Annotated in this window: 23 protein-coding genes and 2 pseudogenes; all 25 read left to right on the top strand. The window is 38.7% G+C overall.

The genetic code is table 11. The features are described 5' to 3' along the window. Window positions 1-14 precede the first annotated feature (14 nt). Window positions 15-484 (top strand): annotated as a pseudogene (locus AC1TPB_RS12335) (DEAD/DEAH box helicase family protein). A gap of 65 nt (window positions 485-549) precedes the next feature. After that, a pseudogene (locus AC1TPB_RS12330) lies at window positions 550-648 on the top strand (VOC family protein); the annotation flags it as partial. Window positions 649-672: 24 nt separating this feature from the next. Then, a complete protein-coding gene (locus AC1TPB_RS12325) occupies window positions 673-813 on the top strand; it encodes a hypothetical protein (RefSeq protein ID WP_482076760.1) in 141 nt (46 codons plus the stop codon). Between the two features lie 12 nt (window positions 814-825). Then, window positions 826-1,218 carry a hypothetical protein gene (locus tag AC1TPB_RS12320; RefSeq protein WP_482076759.1) on the top strand — a complete coding sequence of 131 codons (393 nt, stop codon included), beginning with the start codon at window positions 826-828 and terminating at the stop codon, window positions 1,216-1,218. Window positions 1,219-1,378: 160 nt separating this feature from the next. Further along, window positions 1,379-1,534: a hypothetical protein gene (locus AC1TPB_RS12315; protein ID WP_482076758.1), complete on the top strand. Its 156-nt coding sequence runs from the start codon at window positions 1,379-1,381 to the stop codon at window positions 1,532-1,534. Continuing rightward, window positions 1,531-1,752, top strand: coding sequence for a helix-hairpin-helix domain-containing protein (locus tag AC1TPB_RS12310; protein ID WP_482076757.1), 222 nt, complete (start codon window positions 1,531-1,533; stop codon window positions 1,750-1,752). The genes AC1TPB_RS12315 and AC1TPB_RS12310 overlap by 4 nt, the downstream gene beginning before the upstream one ends. 24 nt (window positions 1,753-1,776) lie before the next feature. Next, on the top strand, window positions 1,777-2,076 hold the full coding sequence (locus tag AC1TPB_RS12305) for a hypothetical protein (RefSeq protein ID WP_482076756.1): 300 nt from the start codon (window positions 1,777-1,779) through the stop codon (window positions 2,074-2,076). 90 nt (window positions 2,077-2,166) lie between these two features. Then, window positions 2,167-2,541, top strand: a complete 375-nt coding sequence (locus tag AC1TPB_RS12300; protein ID WP_482076755.1) for a hypothetical protein — start codon at window positions 2,167-2,169, stop codon at window positions 2,539-2,541. A gap of 44 nt (window positions 2,542-2,585) precedes the next feature. Continuing rightward, the gene (locus AC1TPB_RS12295) at window positions 2,586-3,359 is read left to right on the top strand and encodes an HAD-IIB family hydrolase (protein WP_482076754.1); all 774 of its coding nucleotides are present in this window, start codon (window positions 2,586-2,588) and stop codon (window positions 3,357-3,359) included. 353 nt (window positions 3,360-3,712) lie between these two features. Continuing rightward, the gene (locus AC1TPB_RS12290; protein ID WP_482076753.1) at window positions 3,713-5,431 is read left to right on the top strand and encodes a proline--tRNA ligase; all 1,719 of its coding nucleotides are present in this window, start codon (window positions 3,713-3,715) and stop codon (window positions 5,429-5,431) included. Window positions 5,432-5,499: 68 nt separating this feature from the next. Further along, a complete protein-coding gene (locus AC1TPB_RS12285) occupies window positions 5,500-7,023 on the top strand; it encodes an MDR family MFS transporter (protein ID WP_482076752.1) in 1,524 nt (507 codons plus the stop codon). Window positions 7,024-7,135: 112 nt separating this feature from the next. Then, on the top strand, window positions 7,136-7,297 hold the full coding sequence (locus AC1TPB_RS12280) for a DUF2797 domain-containing protein (protein WP_482076751.1): 162 nt from the start codon (window positions 7,136-7,138) through the stop codon (window positions 7,295-7,297). A 16-nt stretch (window positions 7,298-7,313) separates the two neighbouring features. Continuing rightward, window positions 7,314-7,961 (top strand): ribonuclease H, encoded by a 648-nt coding sequence (gene rnhA, locus AC1TPB_RS12275; RefSeq protein ID WP_482076750.1) that lies wholly within the window; start codon window positions 7,314-7,316, stop codon window positions 7,959-7,961. A gap of 30 nt (window positions 7,962-7,991) precedes the next feature. Further along, the gene (locus AC1TPB_RS12270; RefSeq protein WP_482076893.1) at window positions 7,992-9,212 is read left to right on the top strand and encodes a GNAT family N-acetyltransferase; all 1,221 of its coding nucleotides are present in this window, start codon (window positions 7,992-7,994) and stop codon (window positions 9,210-9,212) included. Between the two features lie 27 nt (window positions 9,213-9,239). Then, window positions 9,240-9,794 (top strand): GNAT family N-acetyltransferase, encoded by a 555-nt coding sequence (locus tag AC1TPB_RS12265; RefSeq protein WP_482076749.1) that lies wholly within the window; start codon window positions 9,240-9,242, stop codon window positions 9,792-9,794. A 228-nt stretch (window positions 9,795-10,022) separates the two neighbouring features. Further along, window positions 10,023-10,691: a hypothetical protein gene (locus AC1TPB_RS12260; RefSeq protein ID WP_482076748.1), complete on the top strand. Its 669-nt coding sequence runs from the start codon at window positions 10,023-10,025 to the stop codon at window positions 10,689-10,691. 281 nt (window positions 10,692-10,972) lie between these two features. After that, entirely contained in the window at window positions 10,973-11,293 is a 321-nt protein-coding gene (locus AC1TPB_RS12255; protein ID WP_482060783.1) for a metal-sensitive transcriptional regulator, read from the top strand. Window positions 11,294-11,451: 158 nt separating this feature from the next. Further along, window positions 11,452-11,649 carry a copper ion binding protein gene (locus tag AC1TPB_RS12250; RefSeq protein WP_482060784.1) on the top strand — a complete coding sequence of 66 codons (198 nt, stop codon included), beginning with the start codon at window positions 11,452-11,454 and terminating at the stop codon, window positions 11,647-11,649. 21 nt (window positions 11,650-11,670) lie between these two features. After that, window positions 11,671-14,103, top strand: a complete 2,433-nt coding sequence (locus AC1TPB_RS12245; protein ID WP_482076747.1) for a heavy metal translocating P-type ATPase — start codon at window positions 11,671-11,673, stop codon at window positions 14,101-14,103. Window positions 14,104-14,136: 33 nt separating this feature from the next. Continuing rightward, a complete protein-coding gene (locus tag AC1TPB_RS12240) occupies window positions 14,137-14,337 on the top strand; it encodes a hypothetical protein (RefSeq protein ID WP_482076746.1) in 201 nt (66 codons plus the stop codon). A gap of 40 nt (window positions 14,338-14,377) precedes the next feature. Then, window positions 14,378-15,001, top strand: a complete 624-nt coding sequence (locus AC1TPB_RS12235; RefSeq protein WP_482076745.1) for a nitrite reductase — start codon at window positions 14,378-14,380, stop codon at window positions 14,999-15,001. 357 nt (window positions 15,002-15,358) lie between these two features. Then, window positions 15,359-16,837, top strand: a complete 1,479-nt coding sequence (locus tag AC1TPB_RS12230; protein WP_482076744.1) for an Lsa family ABC-F type ribosomal protection protein — start codon at window positions 15,359-15,361, stop codon at window positions 16,835-16,837. 128 nt (window positions 16,838-16,965) lie between these two features. Continuing rightward, a complete protein-coding gene (locus AC1TPB_RS12225; RefSeq protein WP_482076743.1) occupies window positions 16,966-17,364 on the top strand; it encodes an Rrf2 family transcriptional regulator in 399 nt (132 codons plus the stop codon). Between the two features lie 192 nt (window positions 17,365-17,556). Next, window positions 17,557-18,129, top strand: a complete 573-nt coding sequence (locus AC1TPB_RS12220) for a hypothetical protein (protein ID WP_482076742.1) — start codon at window positions 17,557-17,559, stop codon at window positions 18,127-18,129. Window positions 18,130-18,142: 13 nt separating this feature from the next. After that, window positions 18,143-20,005: a hypothetical protein gene (locus tag AC1TPB_RS12215; protein WP_482076741.1), complete on the top strand. Its 1,863-nt coding sequence runs from the start codon at window positions 18,143-18,145 to the stop codon at window positions 20,003-20,005. The last annotated feature ends 94 nt before the right edge of the window (window positions 20,006-20,099 follow it).

The raw sequence follows: 20,099 nt of genomic DNA, 5'->3' as shown, positions 1-20,099 counted from the left end.
AGCGAGGTATTGAAATGATTATTTGGATTAATGGAGCATTTGGTGCTGGTAAGACGCAAACTGCACATGAATTGCAAAGAAGAATCGACATATGATAGAGCAGTATAATGGTACCATCATCGTTCCAATGACCATAGTTAATTCACAATACTTCTCTGAGATCTTGGAACTACTTCGAGTAGAAGGAGTTCGTATTCATCACTTTACACTTGGTGCTTCTCGTGAAACGTTATTGAAAAGGCTTAGAAAACGTGGAGAGGGATCACATTCTTGGCCAGCAGAACAAATCGATAGATGTGTGAAAAACCTCTCAGATCCGATATTTCAAACTTACTTACATACAGATTCGAAAACTATTGATCAAGTTGTAGAGGAGATTGCTACTCAACTTCATCTAACATTACTTCCTGATAACAGAAATAAGCTAAAGAAGAGCTATGATCGTGTTATTACTCAAATTAAACAATTATCTTATTTTCAGTAATATATAAATTCTAATCTATTGATAAAGGTAGGTATAATAATGAATAGAATTAATCTAATTACACTTATAGTGGATACTTCTCCGATCCAAATGGTTTCTATTGGGAGGTAGCTTATTCTGAGCATTGGAAGTTCGATGAACAGCATATGCAAATTATTGAATAAATTTCATTAAAGAGGTGGACGACTATGCAATTCATCGTTATTTTGTTATTGCTTATCATTATTGTGCTGCTGCTCGACATAAGCAGTCGAATTCCAAAACGTGATTATGTAAAGGAAGCTATGCAGCGAGATGAGGATCGAAGGGAACAGCTTAAGAAAAAGTGAGGAGAAATGATCATGCCCGCTTCTACGATATCAAGCTCCTTACTAATGACGCTTTTCATCTCCATATTGTTCATTATAATTAACGAGATATTATTTTACTTCAATTATAATGGTGGTCTGCTTTTCGATTACATGATGATTGTACTGCTCGTTATTACTAGCCTATTTACAGTGGTAACTTATATTAGTTATGATAAACGTTTCTTAGGAATCGCCTTTATTAATATGATCAGTGCGCCTATTTTCTATCTGTTGTTTCTTCTAAGCTTTGGAGGTACAACTGAAGTCCAAGAAAATGATTATACTGTTGGCTTTATAATTATCGTGCAGGTAGCATGCACATTATATTGTCTCATTAGCGGCACGATATTGGCTGTATGGATTCGAATAATAAGATCAACATAATATAATCTTAATATTTTTTATCTCGCAATCAACTGTATATTATTGTAAAATTATATACTGTATTCTATTTCTGTTCAATGCGACGAAGCTGAAAGACAGCAGTATAATTTCTTTATGTGATCAATTTAAATGCGAAAATTATACTATTAGGAGAGTACCTATGCTTTATATCATTATCATACTTATGTTATTAATCATTATTATCATTGGTATAGGTTGCTGGAACGCATTGAAACTACAGCTTACTCATACCAAGGACCTTGAACTAGCCATTTATCGACTTATCGAGATTACAAAGGAGCAGAAGCATTTATGAAAGAACACCAACTTCCTGACGGACTATCCCAACCTGCCCTTAGAGCGTTATTGAGTGCAAATATTTATACGCTTGAAGAGGTTAGCCGACATAGTGTTACAGCATTATTGAAATTACATGGGTTAGGCCCAAAAACGATTCGAACTCTCGAACCAGCGCTTAAAGCAAAAGGATTGGATTTTGTCTCATCAAATAGGGTTGAGAATAAAGATTGTTAACATTGAAATAGGAGAAATTATTATATGTGGGAAATTGCCATAAATTTATTAACATGGTTGGTTGGAATCTCCTTAGTTATTATGTTAGTTTACTGGATCGTCTCGAGTGCACTTGAATCATCAAAGCTAGCTATGGAAGTCAATGAATTAAAACAGCTTGTCCAGCAATTAATCAATGATAGAGAAAATCCTGCCAGCAACGAAGCTTCTACTAGAAAACTGCAAAGTGAAGTAAATAGAGGTCATTGTCCTGCATGCGGAGCTGATCTCGCACTAGAGATAACGAATTGCCCAGGTTGCGATCTAGCCTTTCTTAATGCGTAAGCTTGATCTGCTAGATAGAGTCGAATATAATGAGTCAGTAATGATTTACCTCTAATACATAACTTATTTTACAGTCAAAGGAGAGTAGATATGGACCGATTGAATTCGTTTCGATTTCTTACATATAGTGCAATCATAGTAACGATCATTTGCTTTATTTATTCTGCGATTACTTTTCAAGAAAATAGTACTATGATTGCATTAGGCTTTCTAATCCTTGCGATTGTATTGACCGTTATTAGTACACTATTACTGCTAGATCTGTTCAGTACAAGCAGAACGACAATTCAAGCTGAAGTTATCTCACTTTATAGTAGAGATATGCGAATCAGAATGAGCAACAACAAAGAGCTGACGATTCGTCTAGCTAAGCCAGAATATAAGCTATACAATGTGGATGATTTACTTACAGTAGTGCTCACTCCACGGACGAAACAAGTCATTTCATTAACTAAAGTAAACTAGCTGCACCGATATCTACTTACCTATAAATGGAGAGCGTAATTATTATGAAATTTATTTTTGATTTGGATGGAACGATCTGCTTTAAGGGACAACCTTTATCGGAAGTGATCGTACGTGCGCTACAATCACTTGAACAATATGGGCATTCTATTATATTTGCTTCAGCTAGACCGATTCGTGATTTGCTTCCGATTTTACCTCAATCGATGCAGCATTATCCGATGATCGGAGGCAATGGAGCATTTGTCGCTGTTGACCCGCTACACATTAAGACGACTTTTTTCGAACAAGAGATAGCGCAGTCTATGATACAGCTCATTAAGAAATATAATGCGGATTATTTGATAGATAGTAGCTGGGATTATGCTTATTACGCTAGGAAAGAGTACGCGATTCGTAGGAATCTAGATCCGCAGCAAAGAGCATATAACCGACCATTGGATAGCTTACCTGGCTTTGTTAAAGTAGTCATTTTAGACAGTGACGATAATGAATCGATGCTGGAGGAGCTTTCAAAATTGCCTGTCGTCATTTCGAAGCATGGCAATGAGGATATTATCGATATTAGCCCGCAAAATATTGATAAATGGGCTGGAATTCAAGCGGTAGGTATAGCGCCATATGACTATATAGCATTTGGGAATGATGCAAATGACCTCTCGATGTTTACCTTTGCGAAATACTCGGTATGTGTAGGTAATCATCCTCAGCTTATGCAACTGGCTAATGAAGTTATTGAAAGTGATGAGCAGATCGTTGCGAGCAAAATAATAGAGCTTGCAGCAATGAACGCTCTAACAGTAGCTGACCTACTATAATGACTAGGAGGTATGGCTTGCAAGCTGCATGTAGTTGTCATCATTGACCTTTATCGTCAATTCAGTTATATTAATGAAAATATAATACGAACAAAGCTTTGAGCAAGGCCCAATAATTCGATTCGGTGAACAGAGAGAAACTCGCTAGCTGAAAGAGTTTTCATCCGATACAATTATGTCCTACCTTGTGAGCTATAATGGAGAGTAACACAACCATTATCGGAGTAATCCGTTATAAGATGAAGGATCGTAATTGTATTTATGATCAAATTAGGGTGGTACCACGACGCATTCGTCCCTAGCGAATGCGTCTTTTTGTGTTATATTACAAAAACATTGGAGAGTGTACGTTTATGAAACAAAGTAAATTATTATTATCCACATTGCGAGAGTCTCCTTCAGATGCAGAAGTGATAAGTCATCAACTAATGTTGCGTGCAGGCTATATTCGCCAACTCGCTGCTGGAATTTATGCATATCTGCCGCTTGGAAAAAGAGTTCTGCAACGAATAGAAAACATCATCCGTGAAGAAATGGACCGATCTGATGCTCAAGAGTTATTAATGCCAGCCATTCAGCCCATTGAATTATGGAAGGAATCTGGGCGAAACGAAGTATACGGTCCAGAATTAATGCGAATCTCCGACCGCCATAATCGAGAATTTGCACTCGGACCTACTCATGAAGAAGTTATTACATCACTAGTGCGCAATGAGATTAGCTCTTATCGCAAATTACCAGTGACCTTATACCAGATCCAAACGAAATTCCGTGACGAACGTAGACCCCGTTTTGGGTTACTGCGTAGTAGAGAATTTCTTATGAAGGACGCCTACTCATTTGATACGGATTGGGAAGGGCTAGATCATTCCTATCGAAGTATGTATGATGCTTATCATCGTATTTTCACTAGGGTAGGACTAAACTATCGGGCAGTAGAGGCTGATGCAGGAGCAATTGGTGGAGAAGGCGGTACCCATGAATTTATGGCTTTAGCTGATATTGGAGAGGATACGATCGCAGCGTGTAGTAGCTGTGAGTATGCCGCTAACCTGGAAAAGGCTGAAGCTAACCAGCAGGAACTTACTTCAATAGATAATACTAATCTACCTCTAGAAGTGCTAGAAAAGATTTATACGCCCGATACACGTACAATAGAAGAACTCGTACAATTTTTACTGGTCGAGTCAAGACAAATATTGAAGACATTACTATATATCGTAGATGATGCACCTATAGCGGTCGTGGTACGTGGTGATCATGATGTCAATGAGATTAAAGTCAAACAGTATTTGAATGCCGATACAATTATGCTTGCAGAAACCGAACAAGTACAACGGTACATGGCTTCTGAAATAGGATACATTGGACCTATTGGCTTAAACATTCCTATTCTTGTTGATTCCAGTACACTTTCAATTACCGATGGGATCGTAGGAGCAAATGTTGCTAATTATCATTATCGTCATATAAATGTATCGCGCGATCTTACTTTGACACATGTGGGGGATTTCCGAAATGTTGTAGAAGGAGATTCATGTCCTCGTTGTGAACAAGGAAAACTTCAACTTCATCGTGGTATAGAAATCGGGCATGTCTTCAAATTAGGAACAAAGTACAGTGAAAAATTGTCCGCAACGTTTCTAGATCAATCCGGCAGAGCAGAGCCGATGATAATGGGATGCTATGGCATAGGGGTGTCGCGTATTCTTTCAGCGGTCGTGGAACAGCATCATGATGAATATGGAATGATATGGCCCATAGCGTTAGCACCGTATCACGTTCATATTATAGCTATTTCCATAAAAGACGATATTCAAATGCAGTTAGTTAAGCACTTGACAGCACAATTAGAGCGTAATGGGGTAGATGTGCTGATTGATGATCGAGACGAGCGTCCAGGAGTTAAGTTCAAAGATTCAGATCTCATCGGTATTCCATATCGAATTGTAGTCGGTAAAGATGCTGTCAATGGAAATGTAGAGTGGGTAGAACGTAAAGGTAACACAAAGGAACTACTTACATCTGATGCAGCCGTTCAGCGACTATTGGACAACATCATCACAAGATAACTAGTCATCTGATTGACGAAAGGTTTATAATAATGAATAGAATACTTTTTTTGCAAAGGGGTTAACTAGTGGAACTGAAAAAGAGTAATATTACATTAGTTTTGGCAGGCTTATTGCTTGCTATATTCATGTCAGCCATTGACAATACGATTGTTGCAACGGCAATGGGAACGATTGTGTCGCAGCTTGGTGGCGTAGAAAAATTTGTCTGGGTAACATCAGCTTATATGGTTACAACGATGGCCGGCATGCCGATTTTCGGTAAATTATCAGATATGTACGGACGGAAAAGATTTTTCGTGTTTGGCTTAACCGTATTTCTCATCGGTTCAGCTCTTTGTGGCTTAGCTCAAACGATAGAACAGCTAAGCATTTACCGTGCGATCCAAGGTATTGGTGGCGGTGCGTTAATGCCAATAGCATTTACGATCATTTTCGATATCTTTCCACCGGAGAGACGAGGGAAGATGGTTGGCCTGCTAGGTGCTGTTTTTGGTTTGGCAAGTCTAGTGGGACCTTTACTTGGTGCTTATATTACAGACTCTATCGGCTGGGAATGGGTATTTTACATCAATGTTCCGCTCGGTATCATTGCATTAATTCTCATCATGAAAAATTATATCGAAACCCCAATTCATACGAAGCAAAAGATCGATTGGTGGGGGGCATCAACACTTGTTATCGCGGTAGTCAGTCTCATGTTTGCCTTAGAGCTAGGCGGTAATAAATACGACTGGAATTCAACACCGATTATTGCTTTATTTGCGAGCTTTGCGCTCTTCTTTATTGTATTTTTCTTTGTAGAATTACGAGCAGAAGAACCGATTTTACCATTCTTCTTATTTAAGCGTCGTTTATTTGCTTCATCGCAAATATTGGCATTCTTATACGGCGGTACATTTATTATATTGACCGTCTATATTCCGATCTTTATTCAAGCAGTGTTCGGTGGTTCGGCAACGAGTGCTGGACTGTTTCTAACGCCGATGATGCTAGGCTCTGTTGTAGGTAGCTCGATTGGTGGTATATTCTCTACGAAAACAAGCTATCGTAACTTAATGATTCTATCTGTTGTATCTTACCTGGCGGGAATGTCGCTGCTTAGCACGCTTACACCAGACACTTCAAGAATTTTATTAACGCTATTTATGGTTATCGTCGGGTTCGGCATGGGCTTTTCCTTCTCATTGCTACCAACCGCTTCACAGCATAATTTGGAGCCTCGCTATCGGGGAACGGCCAACTCTACGAATGCTTTCCTTCGTACACTTGGAATGACGATGGGAATTACGATCTTTGGTACGATTCAAAACAAAGTATTTTCTAATCAGCTAGCGGAAAGCTTCAAAGATGTAGGCTTTAGCAATTTAGCAGCAATGTCCAATATTGGTGACACAAGACAAATTTTCGAGCCGAGTGTACGCGAAACGATACCCGCACCTATTCTCGAAAAGATTGTCGATGCGATGTCCAGCTCGATTGCACATATTTTCTTACTCGCTATCATCCCAATCGCCGCAGCAGTTATATTCGTCTTTATGATGGGCAATTCACGTGTCGTTATTACGAAAAAGCAAGATAGCCCGCAATAAGAAGTTTTATGAATAGCTAATTGACCAAGCTACAGCCTCTACACTAGTAGAGGTTGTATTTATTTTTCAGTTAATGCGTTATTATTAAATAAGAAATTATTATCAAAGTGAGTTGGAGTGCTTAGACTATGCATTAACAAAAACTCCAATCATTAACGATCGACTTATTGGCATAATGGGTAATTATTTTATTTTTGAACATGCCGTTATCAATATGAGAAAGTTTTCAGGTTATAAAGTGAGCATTACAATAGAAGATACTGTTATACAGTAGATAGGAGTTTTCAATTATGGCAAAGCAAAAATATTATGTCGTGTGGAGCGGGAAAAAGCCTGGAATATATATGAGTTGGCCAGAATGTCAGCAGCAAGTCCTTAAAGTGTACGGTGCGAAATATAAAGCATATGATTCAAAGGATGCGGCAACCAAAGCATTCAAAGACGGGTGGGAGATGCATTGGGGGCAAGGAAGTGCCAATCCAAGTACGAAAGCAACTGCCAAAACTAGTTCACTTAGTCCAAGCGCCGGTGAAATTGATTACGATGCGATTTCTGTAGATGTTGGCACAAGTGGAAATCCAGGCCCAGTCGAGTACAAAGGGGTCGATACACGTAATAGTGAGATTATTTTCTCAGTTGGTCCGATATCGAAAGGTACGAACAATCTTGGTGAGTTTCTTGCAATTGTCCATGCGCTTGCTTATCTTAAAAAGATCGGAAGCTCAAGAAATATATATAGCGACTCGGTTAATGCAATTAATTGGGTGAAGAAAAAAAACGTTTCGTCTACATTAGTTCGAGATGCTTCTACACAAGAAATATGGGAATTAGTTGATCGTGCCATAGCTTGGTTGCAGAATAACCAATATGATACCAAAGTGATGAAATGGAATACGAAAGAATGGGGTCAGATTAAAGCTGATTACGGCCGGAAATAACTCACTCACAATGAATCGGAGGATATGATGATGAGTCGTAGTAAATTACAGGACAGACTCAGATTAGGAAATGTTGAAACTAAACATGGGGAGCAATTTAACGATTTATTACGCTATGTGTTTCAAGTAACCAATCGTGATTTACAAACCTTTGGTTGGGAAAATAGAGAAATTACTCAAGCCAAATTAGCAGTGCTCAAGCATGCAGAAGTATTAGGTTGGTTCGATAGAGATAAATTAATTTCTCAGTTAGCCATTTACCCATTTCAAGTAAATATTTTCGGACATATTTATGAGATGGCGGGGATTACTGGTGTTGGTACTTATCCTGAATATGCGAATCTGGGCTTAATGAATAAACTGATGCTTCATGCTTTAACAAAGATGAGAGAACATAAGCAATCGATTTCATTTCTTTATCCATACTCCATTCCTTATTACAGGAGAAAAGGCTGGGAAATCATTACTGATAAAATATCTTTTGAAGTTCCTGATACTCAGTTACCCAAGACGAAATACGTTCCAGGAAGCGTAGAAAGGGTTACGATTGACCATCCAGATATTAAATTGATATATGAAAAGTTTGCTTTATCACACCATGGAGCAATGCTTCGCAACAAATTAGCTTGGGAAGAATATTTGCGTTGGGATTTAGATGATATGACGGTAGCCATCTATTATGACGATAATAATTTACCTGTGGGGTATTTGTTATATTGGGTGGCTGAAGAAATATTTTATATTAAAGAAATGGTATACATTATAGAAGAGGCGCGTACTGGGTTATGGAATTTTATTAGTGCTCATTTTTCTATGATAAAACTAGTCAAAGGTGATATCTACAAAAATGAACCTTTATCCTTTATTTTAGATGACGGGGATATTAAGGAAAAGATAGCTCCTTACTATATGGCTCGGATTGTAGACGTCAAATTATTCGTTGAACAATACCCTTTCAGAAGTCTGAATCAAGTACACGAGCTAACATTCACTTTGCACGACCCTATGTTGGAATGGAATCAAGGCACCTTTACTTTGACAGTAGATACTACTGGTAAGGGTAGCCTACATGAAGGAGGCGTGAATCCTTCATTCATTATTGATGTTCCCACATTAACTACGATGATGATGGGCTATAAACGTCCGACTTACTTAGAGCGAATTGGACGAATTAAAGCGGATGAAGCTTCGATCGAAATACTTGAAAAATTGATTAGACAAGAGCATCCATATTTTTCAGATTATTTTTGAGATATTAAACGACATGAGAGGTGTAGCATGACAAGTTTACAAATAAAAAATCCGTCTATAAACGAAGACATTTATGCTTTTCAGGCTACTGTTCAAGATATGAACGCGATTCGCGATTTGATTGAAGATACAGTAAACTGGTTGAAAAGTATAGGATCCACACAATGGAATAGTCTGCCTAATGAGCAAGATGACCAATATCTGGCCAACGCAATAGCTAAGGGCGAAGTGATTGTTTTTCGAAAAGCAGGAGAGGATGCTTTAGCTGGTTCAGTCATTTTGCAACATCATCCAAGTGAATGGGATCGGGAACTTTGGGGAGAAATAGCTACAAGTAAGAACGATGCCGTATACTTACATCGATTAATCGTCAATCGTGAGTACTCTAGTAGAGAATTAGGTTCACATATATTGTCGTGGATTGATCATGGCATCCATTTTACTGGAAGGGATCGAATTAAACTAGATTGTATTGCCCATAATGAAAAGCTTAATAACTTTTATAAGCAATGTGGTTATAACTACATGGGTGAAACAGATGGTTTCATTATTTATGAAAAGCTACTCCCCGATTACATATAATCTGATTAGAAATGATGAACTAGTTATCGATCAATAGCAAAAAAGCAAGGAATGGTTATTAATCACTAATCATCCCTTTCTTTTTTGCTTACTAACTTCTCTATATTATGCAATTATCATCATATGAAAGCTTGATTAACTTCAATAATGATAATTCAAAAGATGCTTTTGGGTATATGTGGTAATTCCGAATAGTTTATAGTAAAATGTTTTAGCAGGAGGGATTTTATGCGTATTACTACTTGCTTAATTATATTATTACTAGCTTTAACGGGGTGTACAGTAGAAACACAGACGACCGTACCTAAAGATAACGAGCCTCCCGAAATAACATTGAAACAGTCACCTGATCTTAATAAAGATGAACCTAGCAAAATCACTTTGACACCCGTCGAGCTGTTCAAAGGTGACGCTGCTAAGTTCAAACCATTTTTAGGAAGTATGTCGGGAGCGTTTAAATTGCGCTATGAAGGCAACAGACCAAATGCAAACCTGGATATCGATATTTGGAAAAATGGCGAGAAAGTTGGTTCAGCCTGTTCTATTATAGATGTATTCTATAAACCGGAAGACTCAAAAAGCAAGGAAATTGAAATCATTGTATCCATTAATACCGTTTCCATTAAGGGTCAGGACGATTTTAATGAGATTAAAGTGAGTACAATACGCGACGTAGGCGCTGGTACCATTACTTGTAGTACTGAATGGGACAATGAGTTAGCTACAAAAGGAGTAATCAATATGGCTAAGCCTTATAAATTTAGCGCAGAAGACTCTGTACCTATATGGGGAATGCAAGCAACGAGTACTAATCACATTTATACAGCGGACTTATCACCTGAATCGTTAAGCAAGCTAGAACAAGCGATCATTCTCACCTTACGTTTTGCAGATTAACTACATGTATTGAAAGTACAAAGGAACAGGAACATCGTTCTCAACACAGTATCACTTCGGACAAAAAGTTTCAATACGCTTAAATGCATTTATAAATAATGTTGTTATTGACTATAGATCGTGCTAATACCAAGAAAGGACTCTCCAACACAAGAGTTCTTTTTTTGTTGCTTACAATTATCCTGTAAGATGACACGATATTGCAAAAATGTTTCATTTGCTTTATATAGTATAGGGGGACTATAGTATATTATAATGCAATCTAAAGGAGTGAGCGGTTTATGGAAAATGTAACTCATGAGCACGAATCATGTTCATCAGATGATCGGAAAAGTCATCACTCTGATAAAACAAAAAAGAACTTAATAAGCCGACTCAATAGAATTGAAGGTCAAGTAAGAGGACTGAAAGGGTTAATCGAAAAAGACACGTATTGCGATAATGTGCTCAATCAAATCGCTTCTGTCCAATCTGCTTTGAACGGCGTAGGTAAGCTGCTACTAGAGCATCATATGAAAAGCTGTGTTATAGAACGCATTCAAGAAGGCGAAGACGAAGTTATTGATGAGCTATTAGTTACGATCCAAAAATTAATTAAATAATGAATAAAGAGGATTCAACATTGAATCCTTTTTTGCTTTAATTATATTGACTAATATAGGGTAGGGGGGTATACTAATATTATCGAGAGAGTTTACATATCGTATTCCATGTAAATAATGGTTACGAATGAAATTTACAATAAGAGGAGAAATGAGTTATGAAAAATATAGTATTAAACGTAGAGGGTATGTCTTGTGGTCACTGTGTTAAATCAATTGAAGGTGCCCTGCAAGAGCTCGGAGCAACCGGAACTGTCGATCTTAGCGCTAAAACTGTTACAATACAATTCGATGAAAACAAGCTTACTTTAGATAACATCAAAGAAGCAATTGAAGAACAAGGATACGATATCTAAAAGAAGTGAGGTGTTCATATTATGACAACTACTGGAGCGGGAAAAGAACAAACCTCCTTACAAATTACAGGGATGACCTGTGCCGCTTGTGCTAACCGTATTGAAAAAGGGTTGAACAAACTCGAAGGCGTAGCTGAAGCCAACGTAAACTTCGCGATGGAAAGAGCTACCATCACTTACGATCGAACTAAAGTAGACGTTAGTAAAATGGAAGAGAGTATTCAGAAACTTGGTTATAGTACCGCTAAAGAAACGATCGAATTACAACTAGAAGGTATGACCTGTGCGGCTTGCGCTTTGAAAATCGAGAAAACTTTGAACAAGCTGCCAGGTATAACAACGGCTAATGTTAACTTTGCTATGGAAACCGCCCATGTCGAATATAATCCTATTGACATCTCGGTTACTGATATGCAGCAACGAGTTGAAAAGCTTGGATACAAAGCCGTTCTCAAGCAAGAACTAGGCGATCCTTCGCAGCGAAGAGCGAAAGAATTATCTAAACAAAAACGAAGACTATTAGTTTCTGCGTTATTATCCTTTCCGTTGCTATGGGCGATGGTCAGTCACTTTTCATTCACCACTTGGATATGGCTGCCCGATCTCTTTATGAATCCATGGTTCCAATTGGTATTGGCAACTCCAGTTCAGTTTTATATAGGTAGACAATTTTACATCGGAGCGTATAAAGCACTTCGTAACGGTAGTGCCAACATGGATGTTTTAGTTGCGCTTGGTACATCTGCAGCCTATTTTTACAGTCTATATCTTACGATTGCTTGGGCAGTCGAGGGTGGCAACGTTCACCACGGTCCAGCGATGTATTATGAGACGAGTGCGGTACTTATTACATTAGTATTAATGGGTAAATTATTTGAATCGTTAGCAAAAGGTAGAACGTCTGAAGCGATCAAATCATTGATGGGTTTACAAGCGAAGACCGCATTAGTAGTTCGTGACGGTCAAGAAATAACGATTTCTGTCGAGGAAGTTATCGCTGGCGATATTGTACTCGTTCGACCAGGTAATAAAGTGCCTGTCGACGGTGAAGTATTAGAAGGCATGTCTTCCGTAGATGAATCTATGCTGACGGGCGAAAGTCTACCTGTTGAAAAGAAAGCTGGAGATTCCGTTATTGGCGCGACAATTAATAAAAACGGTATGCTTCGTATTAGAGCAACGAAGGTAGGTAAAGAAACTGCCCTTGCACAAATTATTAAAGTCGTGGAAGAAGCCCAAGGCTCTAAAGCTCCAATTCAGAGGGTAGCCGACGTTATCTCGGGAATTTTCGTTCCTATCGTTGTCGCAATTGCCGTCATTGCATTCTTAGTATGGTACTTCTTTGTCACACCTGGTGATTTCGCAGGAGCATTGGAAAAAGCAATTGCAATTCTAGTTATTGCTTGTCCATGTGCGTTAGGTCTAGCGACACCAACATCAATTATGGCAGGTTCTGGACGTGCTGCAGAGCTAGGCATTCTATTTAAAGGCGGCGAGCATTTAGAACAAACGCATAAAATTGATGTGATTATTCTAGATAAAACAGGCACAGTAACTAAAGGTAAGCCTGAGCTTACCGACGTAATAGTTGAAGGTAACGAAACCGAGTTTCTTCAACTTGTAGGTGCAGCCGAGAAAAACTCAGAGCATCCTCTTGCAGAAGCTATTGTGGCAGGCATTATGGAAAGAAATATTGAACTTCCAAAAACAGAATCGTTTGAAGCCATTCCAGGATACGGGATTAAAGCTACAGTCGAAGGTAAAGAGTTGCTTATCGGTACAAGAAGACTATTGGAAAAATTCACAGTAGACGCAAAGCATGCTTATAACACAATGTCTACATTAGAAGAATCCGGAAAAACAGCGATGCTTGTTGCTATCGATAACAAATATATGGGTATGGTAGCAGTAGCAGATACGATTAAAGAGACTTCACAGGCTGCTGTTAGCCGTTTGAAGGAAATGGGTATTCAAGTCATCATGATTACAGGTGATAACCAGCGGACGGCTAAGGCAATTGCTGCTCAAGTTGGGATCGATCATGTGCTAGCTGAAGTTCTACCCGAAGGTAAAGCGGAAGAAGTGAAGAAATTACAAGCTCAAGGTAAAAAGGTGGCAATGGTCGGAGATGGCATTAACGATGCACCAGCATTAGCAACAGCTGACATTGGAATGGCGATCGGTACAGGCACTGACGTCGCAATGGAAGCTGCCGATGTTACATTAATGCGTGGTGATCTTGCGAGCATACCAGATGCTATATATATGAGTCGTAAAACGATGGCTAATATTAAGCAAAATCTGTTCTGGGCACTCGGCTACAACACTCTTGGTATTCCAATTGCAGCAATCGGTCTATTGGCGCCATGGGTAGCAGGTGCAGCGATGGCATTAAGTTCAGTTTCTGTTGTTCTTAATGCGCTTCGTCTACAGCGTGTGAAAATACGCAGTTAATTTGTAGGGATACTTCCCCCTAACAAGCAGTTAGTGAAAGAAGTAAGTGACAAGGAAATTGAGCTATCTCTAAGTAGTACTAAGTCGAAGGAATACGTATCATTAACATTCACCTTCTTAGATGCTACAACTAAGACGGCGATCGACAACTTAGAACAATATTTAGGTGATGTCGGTCATGTCGTTATCCTTTCCGCAGGATGGAGAAGTGTTTACCGTTCCCTTCGTCGTTGATGTGAAATAGTATATGTCTTTCAACTAGAGGAGTACTGCGATGTTAGAAACGATAAAAATAGCAATAAGTCCACCAATCCAGGTCGGTGGAAGTCTTTTTACAGCAGAGCAGCTTACGACAATTGGTGCTGTAGCAGGTGCAAATTCAAGTATTGAGATGACGCCTTTTGGACAACTTTATGTGGAGCTTCCCGTAGACGAGCGAGAACTCATTGCTGAAAAGCTAGAACAGGCAGGCTTAGAAGTATATCCCGCAGGATTTGTAACCAAAAGCTTAATCGCTTGTAATTTTTGCAAAGGCGCTGAGGAAGCTGGACTTGACGTAGCAAAAACATTAAATGCATCGATCGCAGGTATTATAACGCCGATGCCAATTAAAATAGGTTATGCTGGCTGTGCACTTGGAACGAGTGAGCCTTTATTGAAAGATATTAGCGTCGTGAAAATGCGTAATACGTATGAAATTTTCGTAGGTGGCGAACCGAAAGGACTCAAAGCCTCGCTTGCTCAATCACTTATATCAGGATTGCGGGAAGAGCAGCTTGTTCCCATTGTTATGGCACTTATTCATTATTATAGCGAGCACGCCAAAGGGAAAGAGAAGTTTAAGAAATTCATTCAACGCGTTTCACTAGAGCATTTACAGCAGCTAATCGCGAAGTAATTAAAATGAATATATTGATCTTCCAAAATAAGTATGATATGATATTTTCAAATTAGTGATTGGGGTTGAAAAGAAGCATGTACAATTTCTTGTAGAAATATAAAATAATAAAACTATGAATGCTTATTTTCGTATGTTTTATTTTTATATGCAAGAAAGTTGCTACATCTTTTCACTCAAACAATATATCCTACTCTAACTCTATTTTGGGTTAGTTTAACTGTATTTATTTGAGCTACAAGAGAGGTAACTTTCTTGTAGCTCTTTTATTACATTAAAGCTTATGCTTTTGAAGCTACTTTTCATTTGCAAGTGGCATATCAAGAAGCTAATGAAAAGTTTTAGGAGGATTAGTTTATGTCATTAATTAATGTTACAAACTTAACGTTTGCCTATGAAGGTAGCTATGATAATATATTTGAGAATGTAAGCTTTCAAATCGATACGGATTGGAAATTAGGGTTTACAGGTAGGAACGGGCGAGGTAAAACAACATTTCTCGGTCTGTTGCAAGGACTATATGGGTATAGTGGAACGATTTCGGCACAGGTTGACTTTCAATATTTCCCATTCCCAGTTGCTAACAAGCAAAATGATACAATCGACGTTATTAACGATATTTTTTCTGACTATGTGCATTGGAAATTATTGCGTGAGCTTTCTTTGTTACAAGTTGCTGAAGATGTTCTGTATCGACCATTTGCTTCATTATCTAATGGTGAGCAGACGAAAATATTATTGGCTACTTTATTTATTAAGGAAAATAGCTTCCTATTAATCGATGAACCAACGAATCATCTTGATATGAATGCGAGAAAGCTAGTTAGTCATTATCTCAATACAAAACGCGGATATATATTAGTGTCACACGATCGATCGTTTCTTGATAACTGCGTAGACCATATCCTTTCAATCAATAAAACAAATATCGAAATTCAAAAAGGTAATTTTTCAAGTTGGTGGGAAAATAAGTCGAGACAAGATAACTTCGAGCTCGCAGAGAATGAAAAGCTTAGAAGAGATATTAACCGCTTATCCCAATCAGCGAAACGAACGGGCGATTGGTCACACGAGGTAGAGAAAACCAAAAACGGCACAAGAAATTCGGGCATAAAAGTAGATAAAGGCTATGTTGGTCACAAAGCTGCGAAAATGATGAAACGCTCCAAATCAATTGAGCAAAGACAGCAATCTGCGATCGGAGAAAAGTCCAAACTGCTGAAAAACATTGAGAACTCTGAAAGTCTTGAACTATCGCATCTTACATTTCATAAACACCGGCTTGCCGAACTTGATCATGTTTCAATTTATTATGATGAGAAGATGGTATGCTCCGATATTAGATTTACGATTGAGCAAGGTGAGCGAATTGCACTTTCGGGTATAAATGGTTCGGGAAAATCAAGTATTATCAAGCTTATTTGTGGTGAGGGCATTCACTATACTGGTAGCTTCAAGAAAGATAATCAGTTGAAAATATCGTACGTATCACAGGACACATCCCATCTACAAGGTAATTTATCTAACTTTGCTGCAGACAACGGCATCGATGAAAGTATCTTCAAAGCGATGCTAAGAAAGCTGGATTTTTCGAGAGTTCAATTTGAAAAAGATATTTCCACATTTAGCGGGGGACAGAAGAAGAAAGTGCTCATTGCCAAAAGTATTAGCGAGCAGGCTCATTTGCTGGTATGGGATGAACCACTTAATTTCATTGATGTTATTTCACGTATGCAAATCGAATCGTTACTGCTAGAATATGCACCAACGATTCTGTTTGTCGAGCATGATAGAGAGTTTTGTGAAAATGTGGCTACGAAGATCATTGCACTTTGATGATCATTGGTCATTGCTAGTTAATTAAGTCGATAGGTAGGTCATAGTTGAATGTAATGATCTACCTTGACACTTCAGTGATGTTAAGGATATTATGGATACAATAAGTCTTTGATTGAGGTGACCTGATGAAATTTACAAAAGCGACAAATTACGCACTACACACGATGCTTTTACTCGTTGACGATTCTCCAGTTAAGCTAGTAGGTGTCCAGCAATTAGCTGAAACACAAGGTGTTTCACCAACTTATCTGTCCAAAATATTAACGAGACTCGTGAAAGCAGGAATGATCGAATCGGTTTCTGGAGCTAATGGTGGCTATCGATTACTACGTAAAAAAGACGATATTACATTTTTGGATATTATCCACGCCATTGAAGGTACTGCCTCTTTATTTGAATGTAACTTTGTTCATAGCGACGAATGTTCGATTCAAGCCGTTATGAAGGAAGCGGAGATGAAGATGGAGCTGCATCTCAAAAATACTAGACTAACAGACTTGGCGCCAATGAATAAAAATCACTAATTGAAGAACTTTCGAATACTAGAAACGATAGTTGAATCATCGAAGGCCACCTTTAGCGGTGGTCTTTTTGTTACTTCAAATACATGATAATCATCATGGTAGACCGAGATTGTAGAAGGTTCGAAGGATAAGGCTGCAACAATACTTGATGTTTTTCGTCTATACAGTTAAGGAATATTATGGAGGCGAATTATGGACGATCAAATATTTCAACGAGATTGGGAATTATCTCAAGCAATAACAAGCTTAGCACGTACATATTTGAAGGAAGAATTATCGGTAGAAGAAGTTATGACTAAAGTATTGAGCTCACAACTGTATAAGGACTGGATTAGTGAAACGCGTACCTTCGGCATTGCATGTGAGCAACGAGATTATTATGAAGATTTACTAGGAAGTATTCAAGCTGAGGATTATTCGAATCTCATTCGTTCCTATAGCGATCAATACTTTACAGCAGAAATACGCGAGCTGCAGTCAGACTCTATGCAATATGATCATATTTTTGAGCAGCTAGGCATGAACGTAACGGTTGAACAATTAGGATTTGAAATTGCACAGCTTTCCAAATTAATTGGAACACGATCTCCTTTGTATTATGAGACGCTACTTAACCTTTTCACAGGAACTGCTCTTTTGGACTTGGAGGAAGATCACATACAATGTATATTGGCAAATGAAGTAGAGGTAGTTAACTTTGTTGAGCAATTTTTTCAAACGTACAAAATAGATACTGCAGTTGACGAATCACAACAAACAACTTAATTAAGGGGCACCAATGGCAAACTTTCGATTGATCGTGCTAGTCTTAGCATTCGAAGTGCTTACTACAACGTTGGTCATGCTTGGCATCTACTTCGGATTTTCTGCATTTCCTGTCTTCGAAGCAACAATATCGTCGGTAGAACATGCCGTACAATCAAGCAGTTTTAATGCAACCATTCCGTTATATATGCCGACGCTCTCAGACTTGAAAGTTCCATATACACATCTGCAGCCTGGAGCAGTATCATGGGGAGTGCTATCCTTTCTTATGTGTGCAGTGATGATTGTCATGCAAAGCTTTGTCCGCGGCATGTATCTTGGCGGTCTTAAAGCAGCGGTAATGCAAGGAACCTCTGTTCCTTTGTTCGCATGTGGACGTAAGTTTTTCAAAGGAATGCTGGCATGGTCACTGTTTCATTTACTGATGGGAATCATAACATTTTTTCTAGCTATCATGTTTTTTCCGCTAGGAGTTATTTTAATCATTGCATTAATGTTTTACTCGCTCACTCCTTATTTGATCGTACTGCAGCACATATCCTTCGGTGAAGCACTATCCAAAGCACCACGAGTGTTCCGCCGTTCTTTTGGAAAATTGCTACCGTTAGCAATTTTGGCGTTGATCTGCACATTGTTCATAAGCTTAACGAAATCATTAACTTCATCGTTTGGTTATGTGATCCCGCTAGTAGCTTTCGCCATAATAGGCACTATGCTACTCAGAGGGCTGATGGGAATACTTATTACAAAGCTGCAGGAAAATAATGAACAGGTACCGCAGTTGCCATTTCACGAAGTCAAAAGTAGTCGATTATCTACATTTATTTCCGTGCTGCTCGTACCAGTAATAATTACGGTAGGGGTTGTTGCGTCCTCAGGCCAACTTCTAGCAGCTTTTGATTGGGGGAGTAAAAATCGATTTTCGGGTGTTTCCTTTTTCACGAATTTTTCTGAAGTTTTTCATTTGTCACAGCAGCAGTATACAGTTTACGAGTGGCAATCAGGGGATTATCACATTGATATTCAGCTTCCAAACTTGTCTAGCGATCAAAAACCAGTGCAATTACGTGGTACAGCGAACATTACCTGGAATGTGATGGAAGAAGTTCGAACTGTAGATGGGTATTCAACGCATATAGATGTTCAGCCCTTTACCCGAGAAAGTAAGCTCATGTATCGACTTGTTCGTGAAACTGCACAAGACGGTACGACTTACTACTCCAGCATGAATGGGTTCGCTTCAATTATGCAAGGCAGTGAACATGCTCGGGAACCCTTATCCGTCCAACTAATGGTAAGCGGAGATGGTAGTAATATATTTGTACTCCAATACCCAACGAGGTTCAGTGTACAAAAAGTATTCCGTGTTTCCGATAATGGAGAGTACTTAATTCCGAGATCAAGCGAAGTCAATCCAATGGATTTCCATACTTACTGGTTCAACGAGGAACACAATGCAGAAGAATTTTTTAATTTCCTTGCCATCAAAAATCAACTGAATTATTTACCCACGCTTAATAGAGCTTATATAGCGCTTGCTGTAGCATTGCAAGAGGCCGATGGGCAAAAGGTTGTTGAAATATTGGAGTTGATGAAGCTGAAGGATATAGACGTCAAGGCGCCAGATTGGAGTGAACTCGAATGGACGAATTACTTACGAAAGCAGTACGATGGAGCGAGCTTAGAGCAAATGCTAGAGCTGATGAAAAATGCTGGCATTCAGTTTGGCTATGAAAGTAAGGAAATAGCCGAAACTAGTTCTGAGACAATCGATTACTACGAATTAGAGGTCCCATTCCCGAAGGATGCGATCACGATAAAATATGGACGTTCCAAAGAAGATGGTAGTCTTCTTTCACTCTCCGTACTCGACTAACAAATCCTTATAATAACTTCTTGCCAGAGAAGACAATCTTCATCAAACAAGAACATTGGGGTTAGATGAAACTATTAACATCTGGAATTTTAAT

Source organism: Paenibacillus sp. Y951 (genome assembly GCF_056786395.1).
This window is presented reverse-complemented; position numbering and strand designations above follow the sequence as displayed.